16 protein-coding genes and 4 tRNA genes are annotated in these 19,751 nt (G+C 39.8%); 19 read left to right on the forward strand and 1 reads right to left on the reverse strand.

What is annotated here, in order from left to right:
- Nucleotides 1-84: 84 nt before the first annotated feature.
- Together glf and rfbB are read left to right on the forward strand one after the other, a co-directional pair.
- Nucleotides 85-1,296, forward strand: a complete 1,212-nt coding sequence (gene glf, locus HMPREF3230_RS03025; RefSeq protein WP_196489640.1) for a UDP-galactopyranose mutase — start codon at nt 85-87, stop codon at nt 1,294-1,296.
- A gap of 21 nt (nt 1,297-1,317) precedes the next feature.
- A complete protein-coding gene (gene rfbB, locus HMPREF3230_RS03030) occupies nt 1,318-2,397 on the forward strand; it encodes a dTDP-glucose 4,6-dehydratase (RefSeq protein WP_196489642.1) in 1,080 nt (359 codons plus the stop codon).
- Nucleotides 2,398-2,477: 80 nt separating this feature from the next.
- Here rfbB and HMPREF3230_RS03035 read toward each other — a convergent pair.
- A tRNA-Ser gene (locus HMPREF3230_RS03035) sits at nt 2,478-2,562 on the reverse strand.
- 242 nt (nt 2,563-2,804) lie between these two features.
- Between HMPREF3230_RS03035 and HMPREF3230_RS03040 the strand changes: the two genes are divergently transcribed.
- The 17 genes from HMPREF3230_RS03040 (at nt 2,805) to rpoB (ending at nt 19,724) form a co-directional block, all read left to right on the forward strand.
- On the forward strand, nt 2,805-5,177 hold the full coding sequence (locus HMPREF3230_RS03040; protein WP_075523495.1) for an ATP-dependent DNA helicase RecG: 2,373 nt from the start codon (nt 2,805-2,807) through the stop codon (nt 5,175-5,177).
- Between the two features lie 97 nt (nt 5,178-5,274).
- On the forward strand, nt 5,275-6,420 hold the full coding sequence (locus tag HMPREF3230_RS03045) for a PfkB family carbohydrate kinase (protein ID WP_075523496.1): 1,146 nt from the start codon (nt 5,275-5,277) through the stop codon (nt 6,418-6,420).
- Between the two features lie 136 nt (nt 6,421-6,556).
- Complete coding sequence (locus HMPREF3230_RS03050) at nt 6,557-8,008, forward strand: MFS transporter (protein WP_230955907.1); 1,452 nt, start codon at nt 6,557-6,559, stop codon at nt 8,006-8,008.
- Nucleotides 8,009-8,035: 27 nt separating this feature from the next.
- A complete protein-coding gene (locus HMPREF3230_RS03055) occupies nt 8,036-8,620 on the forward strand; it encodes a pantetheine-phosphate adenylyltransferase (protein ID WP_075523497.1) in 585 nt (194 codons plus the stop codon).
- A gap of 25 nt (nt 8,621-8,645) precedes the next feature.
- Entirely contained in the window at nt 8,646-9,647 is a 1,002-nt protein-coding gene (locus HMPREF3230_RS03060) for a hypothetical protein (protein WP_075523498.1), read from the forward strand.
- On the forward strand, nt 9,647-10,306 hold the full coding sequence (locus tag HMPREF3230_RS03065) for a YceD family protein (protein ID WP_075523499.1): 660 nt from the start codon (nt 9,647-9,649) through the stop codon (nt 10,304-10,306). Before HMPREF3230_RS03060 ends, HMPREF3230_RS03065 begins: the two co-directional genes overlap by 1 nt.
- Before the next feature lie 254 nt (nt 10,307-10,560).
- Nucleotides 10,561-10,755: a 50S ribosomal protein L32 gene (gene rpmF, locus HMPREF3230_RS03070; protein WP_075523500.1), complete on the forward strand. Its 195-nt coding sequence runs from the start codon at nt 10,561-10,563 to the stop codon at nt 10,753-10,755.
- Nucleotides 10,756-10,929: 174 nt separating this feature from the next.
- Complete coding sequence (gene rnc, locus HMPREF3230_RS03075; RefSeq protein WP_075523501.1) at nt 10,930-11,694, forward strand: ribonuclease III; 765 nt, start codon at nt 10,930-10,932, stop codon at nt 11,692-11,694.
- Nucleotides 11,695-11,866: 172 nt separating this feature from the next.
- A tRNA-Tyr gene (locus HMPREF3230_RS03080) sits at nt 11,867-11,948 on the forward strand.
- Between the two features lies 1 nt (nt 11,949).
- Nucleotides 11,950-12,021 (forward strand) — tRNA-Thr (locus HMPREF3230_RS03085).
- A gap of 4 nt (nt 12,022-12,025) precedes the next feature.
- Nucleotides 12,026-12,099 (forward strand) — tRNA-Met (locus HMPREF3230_RS03090).
- A 50-nt stretch (nt 12,100-12,149) separates the two neighbouring features.
- Nucleotides 12,150-12,320: a 50S ribosomal protein L33 gene (gene rpmG, locus HMPREF3230_RS03095; RefSeq protein ID WP_004114322.1), complete on the forward strand. Its 171-nt coding sequence runs from the start codon at nt 12,150-12,152 to the stop codon at nt 12,318-12,320.
- A 205-nt stretch (nt 12,321-12,525) separates the two neighbouring features.
- Entirely contained in the window at nt 12,526-12,828 is a 303-nt protein-coding gene (locus tag HMPREF3230_RS03100) for an ACT domain-containing protein (protein WP_075523502.1), read from the forward strand.
- A 30-nt stretch (nt 12,829-12,858) separates the two neighbouring features.
- The gene (locus HMPREF3230_RS03105) at nt 12,859-14,223 is read left to right on the forward strand and encodes a PFL family protein (protein ID WP_075523503.1); all 1,365 of its coding nucleotides are present in this window, start codon (nt 12,859-12,861) and stop codon (nt 14,221-14,223) included.
- Nucleotides 14,224-14,302: 79 nt separating this feature from the next.
- Nucleotides 14,303-15,016: a tRNA (cytidine(34)-2'-O)-methyltransferase gene (locus tag HMPREF3230_RS03110; RefSeq protein ID WP_230955905.1), complete on the forward strand. Its 714-nt coding sequence runs from the start codon at nt 14,303-14,305 to the stop codon at nt 15,014-15,016.
- 57 nt (nt 15,017-15,073) lie between these two features.
- Complete coding sequence (locus HMPREF3230_RS03115) at nt 15,074-15,856, forward strand: peptide ABC transporter permease (protein ID WP_155642887.1); 783 nt, start codon at nt 15,074-15,076, stop codon at nt 15,854-15,856.
- Between the two features lie 232 nt (nt 15,857-16,088).
- On the forward strand, nt 16,089-19,724 hold the full coding sequence (gene rpoB, locus HMPREF3230_RS03120; protein ID WP_075523505.1) for a DNA-directed RNA polymerase subunit beta: 3,636 nt from the start codon (nt 16,089-16,091) through the stop codon (nt 19,722-19,724).
- Nucleotides 19,725-19,751: the final 27 nt, after the last annotated feature.

A 19,751-nucleotide genomic window follows, 5' to 3' on the forward strand; every position in this document is an offset into this window, starting at 1 on the left:
TTAAAGTGTATTGTGCTTGAATGAATTGAGTTGGATTCATGATTTTGAGTGCCGCTAAGAACTGTACGCATGAAAGGTAATATTATGATGGAATCAGCAGCTTACCCAGATTTAGTTGTTGTTGGAGCAGGTTTATTTGGTTTAACTGTAGCTCAGCAGGCGGCGGAAAAAGCAGGCGCTCGCGTTGAAATTATTGATGTGCGCAATCATATTGGCGGAAACGCTTACTCTTATTTTGATGAGCGTACAGGAATTGAAATTCATAAATATGGAGCGCACCTTTTCCATACAAGTAATAAGCGTGTGTGGGATTATGTGAATCGTTTCACAAGTTTTACTAATTATGTGCATCGCGTGTATGCAACGCACGATGGGGAAGTTTACCCATTGCCAATCAACTTAGGTACAATCAATCAATTCTTCCATGCGCATTACACGCCTGAAGAAGCAAAAGCTTTGATTGAAAGTCAAGCAGGAGAGCTTGCTGGAAAAGATCCTCAGAATTTAAACGATAAAGGCATTAGCTTAATTGGCCGTCCACTTTATGAAGCGTTTATTAAAAATTACACAGCAAAGCAATGGCAGACTGATCCTTCTGAGTTGCCTGCTGGAATTATTAAGCGTTTGCCTGTGCGTTTTAATTATAATAATCGTTATTTTAAGGATACTTGGGAGGGTTTGCCTAAGGACGGTTATACTGCTTGGATGCAACGTATGATTGACAATCCTCTTATTCACGTTTCTCTTGGAGTTGACTTCTTTGATGAATCTCAACCGTTCAATAAGCGTTCTTTGGCTCAAGCTGGAATTCCTGTTGTTTACACAGGTCCAGTGGATCGTTATTTTGACTACAAGCTTGGCGAGTTGAAGTGGCGTACTGTTGACTTTAAGGAAGTTAGGTATCGTGAGAGTGATCATTTTGGTTGCCCTGTTATGAATTATTCAGATTCTGACGTTCCTTTTACTCGCGCGATTGAGTTTAAGAACTTTAATCCTGAGCGTCAAGAAGTTGATGATTCTGCAAGTTTTGAGCCAGGTAAAACTGTTAAGGCTTGTGAAACTGTTGTGTGGCAAGAATATTCTCGTTCTGCAACTCGCGATGATGAGCCATATTACCCTGTGAATACTGATGCAGATAAAGCTTTGTATGCTCGTTATGCTGAGCTTGCTGCTCAAGAGCCTAGAACTGTTTTTGGCGGACGTTTAGGTACTTACAGTTATTACGATATGCACAATGTGATTGATATGGCTTTGCGTGCGTATGAATCTCAAGTTTCACCTCTTTTAGGGAAGTGATTAGTTTTGAGCGCAAGTTTCATGCAAAATGATTCTGTTGATATGCCATTACATTTACTTGTTACTGGCGGTGCTGGTTTTATAGGGTCAAATTTTGTACACTATGTTGCTGAACATTACCCTAGTGTTGCTATTACAGTTTTAGATTCGCTAACTTATGCAGGTAATATTGCGAATTTGTATGAATTGCCTACTGAATTTTTTAATAATAAGTATTCATTCATAAAAGGTGATGTGCGTGATTCTGATTTAGTTGATTCGATTCTAAATCCTTTTGCTCAACATAAAACTGCAACTGGCTTAACTTTGCCAGCAATTGATGCAATTGTTCATTTCGCTTCTGAATCTCATAACGATAACGCAATCGAATGTGCTGATCCGTTTATTACTACGAATGTTTATGGTACGTACGTGTTACTTAATGCTGCTAGGAAATATAACATTCGTTTTCATCACATAAGCACTGATGAGGTATATGGTGGATTGCCAATAGGTAGTGAAATGCGTTTTAATGAGGAAAGCCCATATAATCCGTCTAGTCCGTATGCTGCTTCTAAAGCATCGAGCGATCATTTGGTTCGCGCTTGGTATAAGACTTATGGAGTTAGAGCAACTATATCTAATTGCGGTAATAATTATGGCCCTCGTCAGCATATTGAGAAGTTTATTCCTAGGCAGATTACGAATATTATGAGTGGAATTCCAGCTAAGTTATATGGCAAAGGTGATTCTGTACGTGAGTGGATACATGTTGAAGATCATTGCGATGCGATATGGCGTGTGCTGACTCGTGGAACAATTGGTGAAACATATGTTGTTGGAACTCAATGCGAGCTAAGTAATATTGATATGCTTAAGATTATTTTACGTATTATGGGAGTTCCAGAATCAAATATAGAGTACGTGAATCCGCGGTTAGGTGAAGATAAACGTTATGCTCTTGACTCTAGTAAGATTCGCAGTCAACTTGAATGGGAGCCTAAGCATTCGAGTATAAACATTGGAATACAAGATACAATCAACTGGTATGCTTCACATTTTGATATGTGGAATAGCTATAAAAATATAGTTGAAAATCATTATGCTAAATCTGGGCACTGATTTTAGATGAGTGCTGGGATGTTTCAAGGGTTTTTGGCATGAAAAAAGGGCTTCTAGCGATTGGCTAGAAACCCTAGGCGCGGAGAATACGAGATTCGAACTCGTGAGGCTGTTACACCAACACGCTTTCCAAGCGTGCGCCATAGACCACTAGGCGAATTCTCCAAGTCGAATGCCAATCGAAGTCCGTTCGGCAAACAACTTAAACAGGGTAACACATAGCAAAGATAAAGTAAATACGGTGTGCCGCATTTACTTTTGTTTTAAATAGTTGTGAAAAGTTGTTAAATAGTCGCGAAATAGTGAATTAAGATTATCGAGTTTTTGTTTTTAGGTTGGTTTGTTTAGCTAGAATCTAATTAGTTATAAGAATACTAAATTAGTTAATTGCGGAAGGCGTAAGTCATATGTCTGTAACGCTTGAAACTTCGCTCGCTTCTATTGTGAGCAATAAGCGTCGTATTTCAGCTTTGAAATCATTAGGTGTATTAAATATAAAAGATGCACTTACGTATTACCCTTTTCGCGTTTGCAAACCTATGAAAGTTATGCAGCTTAAAGACATACGCTCTGGAGATTCGTCTGTTTTCGTATGTGTTGTTGATTCTGTTTGCGTTGTGCCGATGAACTCGCGTCATGGATTTCGTTTGGAAGTTAATGTTTGTGAGCCTTTGCAAAATGTTGTGAATGATTTTCAAGATTCCTCAAGCGTATCCTGTGCTTCTCTTATCTATTTTTCGCAAAAGAAACCTTATATTGATTGGATGCTTTCTAAATTCCACAAAGGTGAGAAAATCGTTGTTTGCGGAGTTGCAAGTGAATTTAACAGTAGATTGCAATTCACTCATCCAAATATCATGAACGTTTGTGATGAAAAAAATTGCAATAATAATGATAATAATGATTTGAATAATTCTAATAGCGTGGAATATTGTCTTAAAAAGCTAAGTTCTCCTATGCCTATGTATCACGCTAATTCTCGAATATCTAGTGAGCATATTCACGATGTTATTTTGTTAGCTATGGATTCTATTGAAGAAAATATTCCAGATATAATTCCAGAATCTATGCGAAAAGCACATAATTTATTGCATAGAAAAGATGCTTTTTTTCAAATTCACAATCCACAATCTATTGATGATTTTAAGAAAGCTTTAGAAACTTTAAGATATGAGGAAGCGCTTGTATCTCAAATTGCAATATTATCTTCAAGAAATAGCTCTTATTCTGCTGTAGCTCAAAAATGTGCTTGTAATGATATGCGCAATTCTTTTATAAATTCTCTTCCTTTTGAACTTACAAAAGGTCAGAATGAAGTTATTGGTGAAATACTTAAAGATATGTGTAGCAATAAGCCTATGAGAAGGCTTTTGCAAGGAGAAGTTGGAAGTGGCAAAACAGTAGTTGCTATGAGTGCTATGCTACAAGCGATTGGCTCTTGTAAACAAGCTGTTTTAGTTGCTCCTACTCATGTTTTAGCTTTACAACATGCTGATAATTTGCGGAATATGATTCATAAAGCTGGGCTTCCTGTTAAGTTAATTGTTGTTACAGGAGGCATGAAACTTAGTGAGCGTCGTAAAGCTTTGGCAAGTGTTGCTAGTGGTGAGCCGGCAATTATAGTTGCAACTCACGCTGCTTTTTCTTCTAGTTTTAATCCAACTAATTTAGCTTTGGTTGTTATTGATGAGCAACATAGATTTGGAGTTGAACAACGTAATTCGCTTATGCGGTCTTTTGGTAGTGAATCTACTGTTCCTCCTACTGTTCCTCATCTGTTAGTTATGACTGCTACTCCTATTCCTAGATCTGCTGCTATGACATGGTTTGGAGATTTAGATGCATCGTATCTTACGCAATTGCCTGCAGAGCGCAAACCTATTCGAACTATTATCGTGAAAGAAAGCGATTCTTATACTATGGCTGCTATGTTCAAGCACATTCGATCTAGGATTGATTGTGGTGAGCGAGCGTATATAGTATGTCCTCATATTGAAGATTTGGAGATTGATTCTGAGATTGATTCTAAGATTGGCTCTAAGTTTAGCTTGGAGATTGGCTCTGAGATTGATTCTAAATCTAAATCTATAAGTAATCTTGCTGACGATAACAAAGCTTTTGATAATGAGTCTTTTATAGAAGAGGACGAGAATATTGAGTCTAAACAAGTAAGAAAGCTGCATACTGTTACAAATATTCTTAAAAGATTATCGTCTATTGAGCAATTTAATAACATTCGTTTGATTGCGCTTACTGGTAGAAATAGTGATGAAGAAAAGCAAGAAATAATGCGTAAATTTATTTCAGGTGTTGCTCCAATATTGGTTTCTACTACTGTAATTGAAGTTGGTGTTGATGTGAAGAATGCCACTTGCATGGTGATTTTTGACGCGGATCGTTTTGGTCTAGCTCAGCTTCATCAATTGCGTGGAAGAATTGGACGTAGTAATTTGCAATCATGGGCTTTTCTTGTATCTTGCGCTGAAGATGGTAGTTTAGCTAGTAAGCGTTTGCAAGTAGTTGAAAATTCGTGCGATGGAGCAGTTATAGCGCAAGAAGATTTGCGATTGCGAAATGTTGGCGATGTGCTGGGAGATAGGCAATCTGGAGGAAAATCTAGTCTTAAATTATTGCGTGTTATACAAGACGCATCGATTATTGCATCCGCTAGAAAAGACGCTAGTGAGTTGATTGCAAATGAGTCTGAGCTTAATGAAATGCAATATTTGCGTGGTGCTGTATTGGACTTTACTCGAATTGGATCGATTATTAGTAATTGATTTTTAGATTTAATTATTGTGTGATTTGACTATTGTGAATATCCTAGAAAGTAGTGGTTATTAGTTCTAGTTGTAGTCGTATAGAGACGAGGCAATGATGACTGAGAGAGAACAACAAATATTGGCTTGGATTCAACAAAATCCAATGATTAGTCAGCAAGAACTTGCTAATCTTGCAGGAATTACGCGCTCCGGTGTTGCAGCGCATATTTCTAATTTAATACGTAAAGGTTATCTTCGTGGTAAAGGATACATTGTTACTCCTCCTAGTTACGTGACAGTAATTGGCGGAATTAGCATGGATGTTTTGGGTGTTGCTCGCGGAGATTTAATGGATTACACTTCTAACGAAGCTCGTGTGCGTTATATGTTGGGCGGAGTTGGAAGAAATATAGCAGTTGCGCTTGAAAGATTGAATGTGCGAACTAGCATGGTTTCTGTTTATGGTGGAGATCATAATGGTGAGCTTTTTAAGATAGATGCTTCTGCTAACGGTTTAGATATTGGATATTCAAAGCAATTGTCTGATTTAATGACAGCATCTTATATGTATGTGGGAGATGCTTCTGGTCAGCGTTTGCTTGCTCTTGACGATATGAGTATTTATAATCACATGACTCCGGACTTTTTGCGCGAGAGATTCTCGATTATTGAGAATGCAGATATGGTTATTATGGATACGAATATTCCGCAAAAATCTTTGGAATGGGTATGTGATCATTATAATCGTCCTATTATTGTCAGAGCTATAACAGATGCAAAAGCTCCGCGTGTGCTTTCTAGGCTTAATCGTATAGATACCTTAGTGCTTGATACAGCTGAATCTCAGGCTCTTACAGGAATTAGTGCAATTGATGAGCGTTCTGCTGTGCGCTGTGCAACAGTGTTGTTAAAGCGAGGAGTCAAGCATGTGTTCGTTAATGTTGGGCGCGAAGGTGTTGCTTACGGTAATTGCGAAGATGTTGTTTTCTATCCTGTTTCAGTTAAGCGCGTTCAGCGAATGATGCTTACGCATGATGGTGGACGTGGTGGAGTAAAAGCAGTTGGAAACGATAACGGATCTAGCGATACTGCTACTGCTGCTTTAATTTACGCACGTTATGCTGGTTTTGACGATAAGAAAGCTAGTAGATTTGCTGTTGCTGCTGCTGTGCTGAATACTGAATCTATGGAAGCTGTTCACGAATCCTTAGATGCTGATTTAGTGTTGTCTTATATGGAAAAGATTCATGAGCGCGCGTGATGCAGAAAATGGCGTAAAGCGTGATTCTAAGCGTGATGCAGAAAATGGTGTAAACCATAATTTTGCGAGAGCTGTAAAAGAAAGTAATTCAGAAAATCCTGTAAAAAAAAGTAAGAATTATTCTATTATTGCTTTAATGATTGCATTATTTGTGTCAATCTTTTCTTTTCAGCTTAATATTTCTATGCTTTCTCCAGCTCTTGCTTCTATGGAATACGAATTACATATTTCACAAGTGCAAGTTGGATTGATACAAACTGTATTTTTCACGTCAGCTGCATTATTTTCGTTATTTTTGCCGCGACTTGCAGATCATATTGGTCGTAAAAAAGTATTGCTTGGTATTCTTACAGCAACAGTTATAGGAAGTTTTATATCTGCTATTACTTCGAATATTGTGATTCTTTCTATTGGACGCATTATGCAAGGTTCTTCTGGACCTATGATGCCATTGTGTTTGATTATGCTTCGAGAGCGTGTTAAAGATGGTAAGCGTTATGCGCGTTTGATGGCTATTCTCACTTCCGTAAATGGTGGTATTGCTGGAATAGATGCTTTAGTTGGTGGGTGGATGTCAAGCGCGTGTGGATTTAGATCGATTTTTTGGATTATGGCGCTTATTGCAGTTTTCGCTGTGTTCTTGGTTATATACACAACAGAAGAATCTAAGGCTGTCAATAATGCGAAAATGGATTGGTTTGGCGTTATTACATTATCAATTGCATTTTTATCAATGTATATTGCGATTGACGAATCACAAAAACTTCTAAATGCGCGCTTTTGGATTATCTTTTTGCTTGTATGTGTTTCAATAGTATTTTTCATAATTTTTTGGCAAATCGAAAAACATATTAGTAATCCTATGGTTTCAACGAATTATATGAAACATAGGCGTACTTGGGGATTGTTAAGCACTACGTTATTGACGATGACTGGTGTTTTTGCAATTATGAATGGCGTTGTTCTTAAGTTTGCTCAAGATAAAATATCTGGAATAGGACTTTCAGAAGCTTTAGTTCCATTTGTGACTCTTACTCCGTATGCGATTGTTGGATTTTTATGCGGTCCTATTTCTGGTTTTTTGGCATCTAAATATGGTTATAGACGTGTTTTGCGCTCTGGTATTTTAGTAAGCATAATAGGATTATTGTGTGGAATATTTGTTATGAAAAATCCTAGTATTCCAGGGTTAGCGGCTTTGTCTGTGTTACTTGGAATAAGTTATGCAGGAGTAGCCAATATTATGCTTAATGGGTTGGGAATTGTGTTATCTCCTAAGGATAATCCTGGGTATTTGCCTGGCATGAATGCTGGAGCTTTTAATCTTGGAGCAGGTTTAAGTTTCGCAATTATTTACGCGATTATGGGAATGTTTAACGTTAATATAACGCAATTGTCTATTCAATCTTCATCTTCTATTTCTGCAAGTGCGTCATCTAATGCTGCTTCAAATGCAGTGCAAAATGTAATAACTGTTGTAAAATCAGTTCCGTCATGTTCAAGTTATGTGTCTTCTATGATTGTTGGCGCTGTATTACTTGTTGGAGCAATATTGTGTTCGTTGTGGATTCCAAAATCTGAAGATTAGTGACATGGTCGGTGATAATCTAAACATATGACTATAGCAGTGTGCCCCGGTTCTTATGACCCAGTTACAGCTGGACATTTAGATGTGATACAACGTTGTACCAAGCTTTTTGATGAAGTTCATGTGCTTGTTGCTGTTAATTCGGCAAAAACTCCTATGTTTACGGAGAGTGAACGAGTTCAGATTATTTGCGATGCTGTAAAGAATATTACTAAGAACAATGATGATTGTAGGGATAATATTCAGAATCGTGATGATTGCCAGAATCGCGAGTGTTGTAGGGATAATATTCAGAATCGTAAAAGTAGTGTTGGGAATTTAGTTGTTGCATCAACTGACGGTCTTGTTACGGATTATTGTAAGAAAGTTGGTGCTACAGTAATTGTTAAAGGTTTGCGTCAGAATGGCGATTATGAGGCAGAGCTTGGAATGGCGCTTGTTAATCGAAAACTTGCTGGCATAGAAACTATGTTTCTTCCTGCAGATCCGGTTTTAGAGCATGTTTCTAGTTCTGTTGTTAAAGATGTTGCGCGTCATGGAGGCGATGTTACAGGCATGGTTCCAGATAACGTAATACCTTTATTACAGAAGTTGTTTGCAGAGAAAATTTGAGAAGAACAGACAGGAGTTTGAAATTATGAGTGAAGATGATAATACTGAAGCGCAAACAGTTGTAACTGGTGAAAATAGCGAAATTCAGGACGATACTATGGAGCGCAAGGTTTCTGGTAATCTTGAGCAAAATCTTCCTAATCTTGAGCAAAATCTTCCTTTGAATCCTGCAATAAACCCAGATGATTCTTTGACAGATTCTATTTCAGCTGTTTCTAAAGATAATTCTGATTCCGCTAAGGATGCAAATAATACTGAATCTAGTGAGGATTCTGAAGCCTCTTCATCTGCTGAGGATTCTTATGAAAAATCATCTGTAAAGCCTTTATTCCCTATGCCTGATTTGCGTGAGCGTGATGATTATAGCGCTGCAGATTTTGACAGTGAAGAAGATGGGAATTCAGATCATATTGATGTAAAAATAAGTGATGAAGCTCGTTCGAAAAGTCGTGCTGAATTTACTACTGTTTACGACATTATAGATGTGATGGAAGATACTCTTTCTGAATCAAAAGGTGTTCTATTTTCTCCTGGAATGGTGAAGATTAGTCGTGAAGATTTTGAGGATCATCTTTCTCGTTTGAAAGATATGTTACCTGTACAGTTAGAGCGTGCTTCTGCGCTAATGCGTGAAGCAGAACGCCGTTTGCGCACTGCTCAGGCTCAAGCTAATTCGATTGTTGCAACTGCACAATCTCAGTCTGCACAGCTTATTTCAGATGCTGAAGAACGTGCTCAATACCTAGCTGGTCAAGAAAATGTGACTGCTATAGCTCGCCGTAAAGCTGCTAATATTTTGGAAGTTGCTCAAGCTAAGTCAGATAAGCTTACTCATGGAGCAGATCAATATTGTGCAACTGTTATGGAAGGCTTGAAACAACAATTAGATAAGCTTGAGCAAGATGTTCAAGCAGGACAGCGAGTTTTAGAGGAGCGCTGTCGTGGTGCTGCTCATCTTCAAGATGAAATTAGCGCTCAAGCTCGTCTTGATGATTCTGGCGATGATTATGATGAAAGGAATAACTAATGACATCGCATCCCTCTCAATCCTTGTGGGCTATACCTGTTGCACAAATGGGTGCTCGTGCTGGTCATAGTATGCATATTGATCGCGCATTTCCTGCTCCAGAGGGTATAGGCGATTGTGTTATTGGTGTAAAGCCTGGAAGTGATGTTCAAGTTACAGGAGATTTTGATTCTGTTGTAGATGGGCTTATGTTTCAGGGTAGTATTACTGCGACTGTTCATGCAGAATGTACGCGTTGCTTAATGCCTTTAAAGCGCGATTGGAAAGTTGATGTTTGCGTGTTCTTTCCATATAAAGATATTACAGAAGTTCAATCTTCTAAGCTAAATTCTACGAGAAAAAATGGTGTTAAGGATTCTAAGAGTTCCAATAAGAATAGCATTGAAGATGATTCACAAATATGGGAAGATAACGATGATTCTGGATGCTCGTATCCATTGGTTGCTGGCGGAGATTTTGCAGATATTGAGGCATTGATTCGAGATACTATGGTAAGCGAATTGCCTTTGCAACCTTTGTGTGAGCCTGATTGCTTAGGATTATGTTCTCAATGTGGTGAAAATTTGAATGAACATCCAGAGCATCATCATGATGTTAGTGATATTCGTTTTGCTGCTTTAGAAGGATTGAAAGAGCAATTAGAAAATAAGGATAAGTAAGCAGAAAGCACGCGAAAGCGAGAAAATGAGAATAGCTTAAGTAAGGGAATGTCTTAAGTGATTTTCTAGGCAATTCTCTAAGTGACTTTCTGTTCTGCAATCTGTGCTGTTTTCTAAGTAATCTTAAGATTAAAATCCAGTAAGATATGTGTAAAAGTATTGTTTTAAAGCTGTATTTTAATTAAATGTATGGCGCATGCTGTAATATACAGAACGCTTAAGCTCAATCGGTTGAACGAAATAGAGGAAAAATTATGGCACTGCCAAAATACAAGACCTCGCGCGCTAACACGCATTCGCGTCGCGCTAATTGGAAAGCGTCTGCCGTGCAGACTGTAACTTGCTCGAATTGCGGTTCGCAGGCATTGTCTCACATGGCTTGCCCGAATTGCGGTAACTTCCGTGGTCGCGTGTATCGCGAAGCTATCCGCTCGGCACATACCAAGTAGGTTGTATTTATGAAACCCTGCCATCGACGGGTGGTAGGGTTTTTCTTTATTGTGAGTGCTTGAGTGAGTGCTTGAGTGAGTAATTATTTTTTAGTGTTTTAGTTAGTTTTTTTTAGTTAGTGTTTTACTAGTGTTTTAGTTGGTATTTTCCATAAGCGGGATAGTGAAAGTATTATGAGCCATAAAAATAAAAAAAATAGCGGTGTAATGCATTATGACGGTGAACCTCATGATGGCGATCCATCTAAGGCTCTTTTAGATGCTTTAGGGACTAGTATTTCTCCAGATCTGTTAGTAGAAGCTTTAACTCATCGTTCGTTTTCTCATGAGCATCCTGGAACGAGAAATTATGAGCGTTTGGAATTTTTAGGCGATGCAGTTTTGGAATTAGTTTCTACTGAAACGCTTTTTTCTAAGCACCCAGATATGAGCGAAGGGCAATTAGCAAAGTTACGTGCTAAAGCTGTTTCTGAGTGGGCTCTTTCTGCTGTTGCTCGTGAAAAATTGCATGTTGGTCCTTATATTTTGCTTGGTCGCGGTGAGATGGAGCAGGGTGGTAGTGATAAAGACTCGATTTTATGCGATATTGTTGAGGCTTTGATTGGCGCTACTTTCGTTGAACACGGTATTGATGAAGCTAGAGTAGTTGTACACCGTTTGATTGACGACACTTTAGCTGAAGTTCTTACTGAAGGACCTGCTTTAGATTGGAAAACATCGCTTACTGTTAAGGCTCACGATATGGGATTGCCGGATCCTGAGTATCGTATGGCTGTTTCTGGTCCGGATTTTGCTCCAGTTTTCGAAGCTCGCGCTGTATTGCCTTATTCTGATGGAGATGAATTGCTTTCAGAGGGCAGTGGATCAAGTAAACGTAAAGCGCAATTGGCTGCAGCTGAAAAAGCGTGGCATGCACTTGATGAGCGTAAAACTAAATAATTTTAAACAAAGTAATACGTTTTTTATTCTGTGTTTTGGTTTATTTTGGCAAAATTTGGCGTATCTTATAGAACGTTTTTGAGTGTTATCGGCGTGTCTTAACTTGCATTAGTCTCGCTCTCGTGGCACAATAACAAAGTTGCCGTTTGGAGTTATTCCTTACGATAACGTTGGCGGGTTACCAGAGCGGCCAAATGGGACTGACTGTAAATCAGTTGCTTCGTGCTTCAGTGGTTCAAATCCACTACCCGCCACGCCTCGATAGCTCAGTGGTAGAGCACTTCCTTGGTAAGGAAGAGGTCGTGAGTCCGATTCTCACTCGAGGCTCTCTGGCGGGGTAGCTCAGCTGGCTAGAGCGTACGACTCATAATCGTAAGGTCAAGAGTTCGAGTCTCTTCCTCGCTACAATGGCCAGCAGGAGTTGGTCAACATACAATATTCTAGAGGTGAACGAAATGGCAAGTAAGAGCGCAGACATCCGTCCAGGCATTACGCTTGCATGCACGGAGTGCAAGGAGCGTAATTACATCACGACGAAGAATCGTCGTAATACGCCTGATCGTCTTGAGTTGAGCAAGTTCTGCCCACGTTGTGGTAAGCACACACTTCATCGCGAAACTCGCTAAGCTTTTAAGTTTTTAGTTGATCGCGTTTTAAGCGTGTCTAGCTTTGAAAGATTTTACCTCGCTTTTTGCGGGGTTTTCTTTTATCTAAAATCTGAAGTTTAGTTTGTAATTATCTATTTTTACGTGAGTATTACACATTCGTGCATATTATTGTATAGAATCATTGACGGACCTGCTATGCAACCTTAAAAGAGAGGAATCGCCCGTGAATACCCAATTAGATACCCCTATTAGTGAAAACAAAGCTGTTATAACTGTTGTTGGCAAAGACGCAGTTGGCATTATTGCAGGGGTTACAACTCATTTAGCTGACCGTAAAGTGAATGTTTTAACAATATCTCAAACAATAGTAGACGGCTTTTTCAATATGATGATGATTGTTGATATTTCGAATATGAGCGTTGAATTTGGTGATCTTGTTTCTAGTTTGGCTTCTCTTGGTGAAAATCTTGGAGTGCGTATACGCTGCCAGCGTACAGAAATCTTTACAAGCATGCATCGCGTGTGATAGGAACATCTTTATTAAAGGGGAATTGCCATGTTAAATATGATGGAAGTTCGCGAAACTAACACCATGATTGAGCAGGAAAAGTTAGATGTTCGCACTATCACTATGGGAATCAATCTTCTTGATTGTGCTTCGTCTAATTTGAATGAAGTTTGCGAGAATGTATATAAAAAAATCACAACTTTAGCTAAAGATCTTGTTTCTACTGGTAAAGCTATAGAACGCGATTATGGTATACCGATTGTAAATAAGAGAATTACTGTAACTCCTATATCTTTGGTTGGATCTTCTGCGTGCAAAACTCCTGAAGATTTTGTTAAAATTGCGCATGCATTAGATAAAGCTGCTAAAGAAGTTGGTGTTGATTTAATAGGTGGTTATTCTGCTTTACCTGCAAAATCAATGACGAATGCAGATCGCATGTTAATTGAATCATTACCTAAAGCGCTTTGTGAAACGGATATTGTTTGTTCTTCTGCTAACGTTGGCTCTACTCGTACAGGCATTGATATGAATTGCGTTAATTTGCTTGGGCGAGTGATTCGAGATATTGCAATAGCTACAAAAGACAATGATTCTTATGGATGCGTTAAGTTTGTTGCTTTTTGTAATGCTCCAGACGATAATCCGTTTATGGCTGGTGGTTTCCATGGAGTTACAGAAGGCGATGCTGTTATTAACGTTGGCGTTTCGGGGCCGGGAGTTGTTTCTAGAGCTTTAGATGAAGCGCGTGGAAAAGATTTTGCATTTTTGTGTGAAACTATTAAGCGTACAGCTTTTAAGATTACTAGAGTTGGACAGTTAGTTGCTCAAGAAGCTTCGCATCGTCTTAATGTTCCTTTTGGAATAATTGATTTGTCACTTGCTCCAACTCCTGCAGTTGGTGATTCTGTTGGTGAAGTTCTAGAAAAAATTGGTTTATCTCAGGTTGGTGCTCCTGGAACTACAGCTGCTCTAGCTCTGCTTAACGATCAAGTTAAGAAGGGCGGAATTATGGCAAGTAGTTATGTTGGAGGTCTTTCTGGAGCTTTTATACCAGTTTCTGAAGATGCGAATATGATTTCTGCTGCAAAGTCTGGATGCTTAACTATCGAAAAGCTTGAAGCTATGACGTGTGTATGCTCTGTTGGGCTTGATATGATTGCGATTCCTGGAGAAACTAGTGCGTCTACAATTTCCGGAATGATTGCAGATGAATCTGCTATTGGTATGATAAATCAGAAAACTACAGCAGTTCGTATTATTCCAGTGATTGGTAAAACTGTGGGAGATATGGCGAACTTTGGCGGTTTGATGGGGTATGCGCCTATTATGCCTGTTAATAACGCTTCTTGCGAAGAGTTTGTTAATCGTGGCGGACGTATTCCTGCTCCTGTTCATAGTTTTAAGAATTAGTTTTGGCTTAATACTTAGGTTTGTGGATTTGCAAAGCTACAGAATTAAATAAACTTAGAATAATCAATAAGAGGTAATAATGACGCGTGAAACATCTGAAAATCAGCATGTAGATGAGAATAATGATTGCAATATTTGTAATTCATCTTCTGAGCAGTTGAAAAATCAAGATAGTGTATCTCGCGTACAACAAATGTATGAATATGGGTATAGAAAATCGGATTATGGCCCAGATGAGTTAGTTACAGATGCGCATGGTAATCCTATTAGTGTTGTTGACGCTATGCTTAGTGCTGATGATGCTGCGCGTAAAGAAACTCATACTCCTCATTTGTGTTTTTACTCTCCTAGGATTCCTGGAAATACTGGTTCAGCGATTCGTTTATGTGCTGTAACTGGCACTATTTTGCACTTGGTTGAGCCTTTAGGGTTTAATCTGCACGATACTAAATTGCGCCGCGCTGGATTAGATTATCACGATATGGCTCATGTTGTGATTCATCCAGATTTCAATAATCTTGTGGAATCTATGCCAAATTCGCGCATAATCGCGTTTACTGCAAATGCTACTAAGCTTTATACGGATATTGAATATAAGCCTAATGATATTTTGCTTTTTGGTCCTGAGCCTGGAGATATTCCTGATCCTATGGATATTATGGCAGGTCCTCATGTTGCGCAGCAAGTTCGTTTGCCTATGCGACCTGCTTTGAGGAGCTTGAATTTAGCTAATTGCGCATCTATTGCTGTTTATGAAGCATGGCGTCAGCTAAATTTTGCTGGTGGGAAGTAAGCTTTATAAGATATTTATATTTCAATTCATGCGTTACAATGCACTAGAATGGACATTATGACCAAACAATCGCAGCGATTTACTAGAGATACTAGACGAACTAAGAAACGCGTTATGAGCGAATCTGAAAAGCATGCTATGTATGTTCGCCGTAGAATTTTTGTTGGCGTGATTGCATCGTTTGTGCTAGTTATTGCGTGTTTTTGTGTCTTTAGCATCGCTAAGGGCATTTCAGATTTAAGTGGTGGGCTTTTTTCATTTCATGAAGTAAATATTTCGCGTAAAAGCGTGCCTGATCCTCGGCCTGCAAGTTTAACACGTGATTGTACATCTCAAGATTTGCGTTTAGAGCTTTCTTCTAAGAATCAAAATGTTTCTATGGGTGGAAGTCTTGATTTTACTGCTCGAATTATTTTCGTAGGTAAAGGTTCTTGCTTAGTTGATGCGTCTAATAATAGTCTTGTTATGGCTATTAGCGATACGAATTCGTCCGATACTTCAAAAGACAAATCTGAAGATAATTCTGACAAAGGGACGACTGAAAATTCCGATAAAAATTCTGAAGATTTATCTAAAAATTCTGATAAAAATTCTGACGAAGAAAATAAAAATGATATATGGCGTTCAGATGTTTGTGTTGCGCCTAGTAAGCCGTTGCTTATGACTCAAGGCGATCATTTTGACGAAAAGTTTACATGGGATACGAATGCAACTCGAGGTGTTGGCTGCACTGAAAAGGATAATATGCCAAAAGTTGATCGTGGATCTTATCTTGTTAGACTTTATCATAAAAATATTTCTGGATTACATAGCGATTCTTTAGTCGTAAATGTTAAATAGCATGCCGACACGCCGCTAAAAATACTGGAAAATAGTCTTAATGTATCTATAAAATAGAAGGTCTGTATACGGTGTGTCATATAGCGGGCATACTGAATAAGTCGATGAAGCGCCCGCAGTTGCACATCAATTCTATGGCGTGTTTTTGCGCTTTTGCTTCTTGGCTTTTCAGAGTTCACGCATGCACTTACATGTGTATGCATAGGTAATAGCGAACGATAAGGAACGTCCATTGGCTGCTGAACAAGCTACGACGAGCACCACTAAAGTCATCGCGCGTGCTGACGAACACGACATTAAGTTGCATAAAGCGTCAGATCGTGTGAATTTTGGCTCAATTTGTGAGCCTATCGATGTGCCATACCTTCTTGGTGTGCAAACCGACAGCTTTGATTGGTTGATCGGTTCAGATCGCTGGAAGAAGCGCGTTGAAGAAGACGAAGCAAATGGTACTCACACAGTGCCTCATATTTCTGGTTTAGATGAAGTATTCCAGGAAATTTCCCCTATTGAGAACTTCGCTCAAACTATGAGCTTAACGTTCTCAGATCCATATTTTGAAGAACCACGTCATACAGTGTTAGAGTGCAAAGAGAAGGATTACACTTATTCTGCTCCTTTGTATGTGAATGCTGAATTTGAAAACGGTGAAACTGGCGAAATTAAAAGTCAGACTGTTTTCATGGGTGATTTTCCATTGCAAACTCCACACGGTACTTTCATTATTGGTGGTACTGAGCGTGTGATTGTTTCGCAATTGGTCCGTTCACCAGGCGTGTATTTTGATTGCACTCAAGATCGCGCTTCCGATAAAGATGTTTACGGTGCGAAGATTATTCCAAGCCGTGGTGCATGGTTGGAATTTGAGATAGATAAGCGTGATTTCCTTGGAGTTAGAGTAGATCGCAAACGTAAGCAGTCTGCAATCGTATTCTTAATGGCAATCGGCATGACTAAGCCTGAAATCGCTGAAGCTTTCAAGGGATATCCTTTGGTGCTTGATGCGCTTGATAAGGAAGTTATTGAAACTCAGGATGAAGCATTAACTGATTTGTATCGTAAGATTCGTCCTGCAGATACAGCAACTCCAGAAGCTGGTCATACTTTGCTTGACTCCTTCTATTTCAATACTAAGCGTTACGATTTGGCTCGCGTTGGCCGTTATAAGATTAACCGTAAGCTTGGTTTGGAAGCTGATTACAATGACCGTAGCTTGAATCGCGAAGACATCATTGCAACTATTAAGTACTTAGTTACTTTGCACGCTAATGCTACTGCTAAGAGTTCTGCTTTGAAAGCCACTAACCCTGCAGATAAAGCTGCTGCTTTGGCTCAAAGTGAGCAGACATTCCCAGGAAAGCGCAATGGCGAAGACGTGCAATTGCGTGTGGAAGTTGACGATATTGATCACTTCGGTAATCGCCGTATTCGTCAAGTTGGCGAGTTGGTACAAAATCAGCTTCGTACTGGTTTAAGCCGTATGGAACGCGTTGTGCGAGAACGTATGACTACTCAAGATGCTGAAGCTATTACTCCACAGTCGTTGATTAACATTCGTCCAGTAAACGCGACTATTAAAGAATTCTTCGGAACTTCCAAGTTAAGTCAGTTTATGGATCAAAACAATCCATTAGCAGGCGTTACTAATAAGCGCCGTCTTTCTGCGCTTGGTCCTGGTGGTCTTTCTCCAGATCGTGCTTCTATGGAAGTTAGAGATGTTCACCCATCTCACTTTGGACGTATGTGCCCAATTGAATCTCCTGAAGGTCCAAACATTGGTCTTATTGGTTCTTTGGCAACATTTGGTCGCATCAATCCATTCGGTTTCATTGAAACTCCGTACCGCAAGGTTGTGAACGGTCACGTTACTGATGAAGTCGAATATATGACTGCAGATCGTGAAGCGGATCACGTTATTGCACAAGCTAATCAGGAACTTGATGAAAACGGTAACTTCGTAGGCACTCAGGCACTTGCTCGAGTGGACGAAGAAGAAGCAGTCGATGTTCCTGTAAGCACTGTTGACTACATGGATGTTTCTCCACGTCAGATGGTTTCCTTGGGTGCTTCTTTGATTCCATTCTTGGAGCATGATGAAGGTCACCGTGCTTTGATGGGTACTAACATGCAGCGTCAGGCTGTTCCGCTTATTAAGTCTGAGCGACCACTTGTAGGTACAGGTTCTGAATGGCGTGCAGCTGTGGATTCTGGTGACGTAATCTTGGCAGAAAAGCCGGGTGTTGTTACATATGTTTCTGCAGATATTATTCGCGTTATGAACGATGACGGAACTCAATCAAGCTACAAGCTTTCTAAGTTCCAGCGTTCTAATCAAACTACTTGCTACAATCAAGTTCCACTTATTAAAGATGGCGAACGCGTTGAAGCAGGAACAGTTTTGGCTGATGGTCCTGCAACAGATAAGGGTGAGCTTGCTCTGGGTAAGAATTTGCTTGTTGCATTCATGCCTTGGAACGGTTACAACTACGAGGATGCTGTTATTATTTCGCAGCGTTTAGTGCAAGACGATACGCTTTCATCAATTCATATTGAAGAATATGAGATTGATGCTCGCGAAACAAAGCTTGGCTCTGAAGAGATTACACGCGATTTGCCAAATGTTGGCGAAGATGCTATTGCAAATCTTGATGAGCGCGGCATTATTCGCATCGGTGCTGAAGTTGAAGCCGGCGATATTTTGGTTGGTAAGGTAACTCCTAAGGGTGAAACTGAGCTTACTCCAGAAGAGCGTTTGCTTCGTGCAATCTTCGGCGAAAAGAGCCGTGAAGTTCGTGATACTTCTTTGCGTGTGCCACACGGTGAAACTGGTACTGTTATTGCAGTTAAAGAAATCACTCGTGAAGATGCTGAAGATGATGGCGATGAGCTTCCAAATGGCGTAAATCAAATGATTCGCGTTTATATTGCGCAGCATCGTAAGATTACGCAGGGAGATAAGCTTTCAGGTCGTCACGGCAACAAGGGTGTTATTTCTCGAATCTTGCCAGAAGAAGATATGCCATTCTTGGCTGATGGTACTCCAATTGACATCATGTTAAATCCGTTGGGCGTTCCTTCTCGAATGAACTTGGGTCAGGTACTTGAGCTTCACTTAGGTTGGATTGCTCACGCTGGTTGGGATATCAATTTGGATCCAGATCTAGAAGCAGCTTGGAAGAAGTATGTTCCGCAAGGAGCAGAGCATGGCGATCCTGGAACTCCAGTTGCAACACCAGTGTTTGATGGCGTTCGTCCAGATACTTTGAAGGGATTGCTTAGCACAACTTTGAAGGATGCTGATGGAAATAAGCTTGTTGGTTCAGATGGTAAAGCAGTGCTTTACGATGGACGTACTGGTGAGCCTTTCACTAAGCCAATTTCTGTTGGTTACATGTATATCTTAAAGTTGCATCATTTGGTTGATGATAAGATTCACGCTCGTTCTACTGGTCCTTACTCTATGATTACTCAGCAGCCGTTGGGCGGTAAAGCTCAGTTCGGTGGCCAGCGCTTCGGAGAAATGGAAGTTTGGGCGCTTGAGGCTTATGGTGCTTCGTACACATTGCACGAAATGATGACTACTAAGTCTGATGATGTTTCGGGTCGTGTGCGCGTGTATGGTGCAATCGTGAAGGGTCAGAATTTGCCTCCTGCAGGTATTCCTGAATCCTTCAAGGTGCTTCTTAAGGAAATGCAGTCGCTCTCCTTGAATGTTGAAGTGTTAAACGCTGATGGCGTTGCAATTGACATGAAGGATGAAGAAGACGATCCTGTTTCGTCCTCGGATGATTTGGGCTTTAATATTGGCGCAAGACCAGATTCTTCTGCCAAGGAAGATCAAATCATTTCTGAGCCGGAATATCAGTGATCGGCTATAGCCGCACTTATGTGATAG

The sequence above is a fragment of the Gardnerella vaginalis genome, from assembly GCF_001563665.1.
Lineage (GTDB): Bacteria > Actinomycetota > Actinomycetes > Actinomycetales > Bifidobacteriaceae > Bifidobacterium > Bifidobacterium vaginale_A.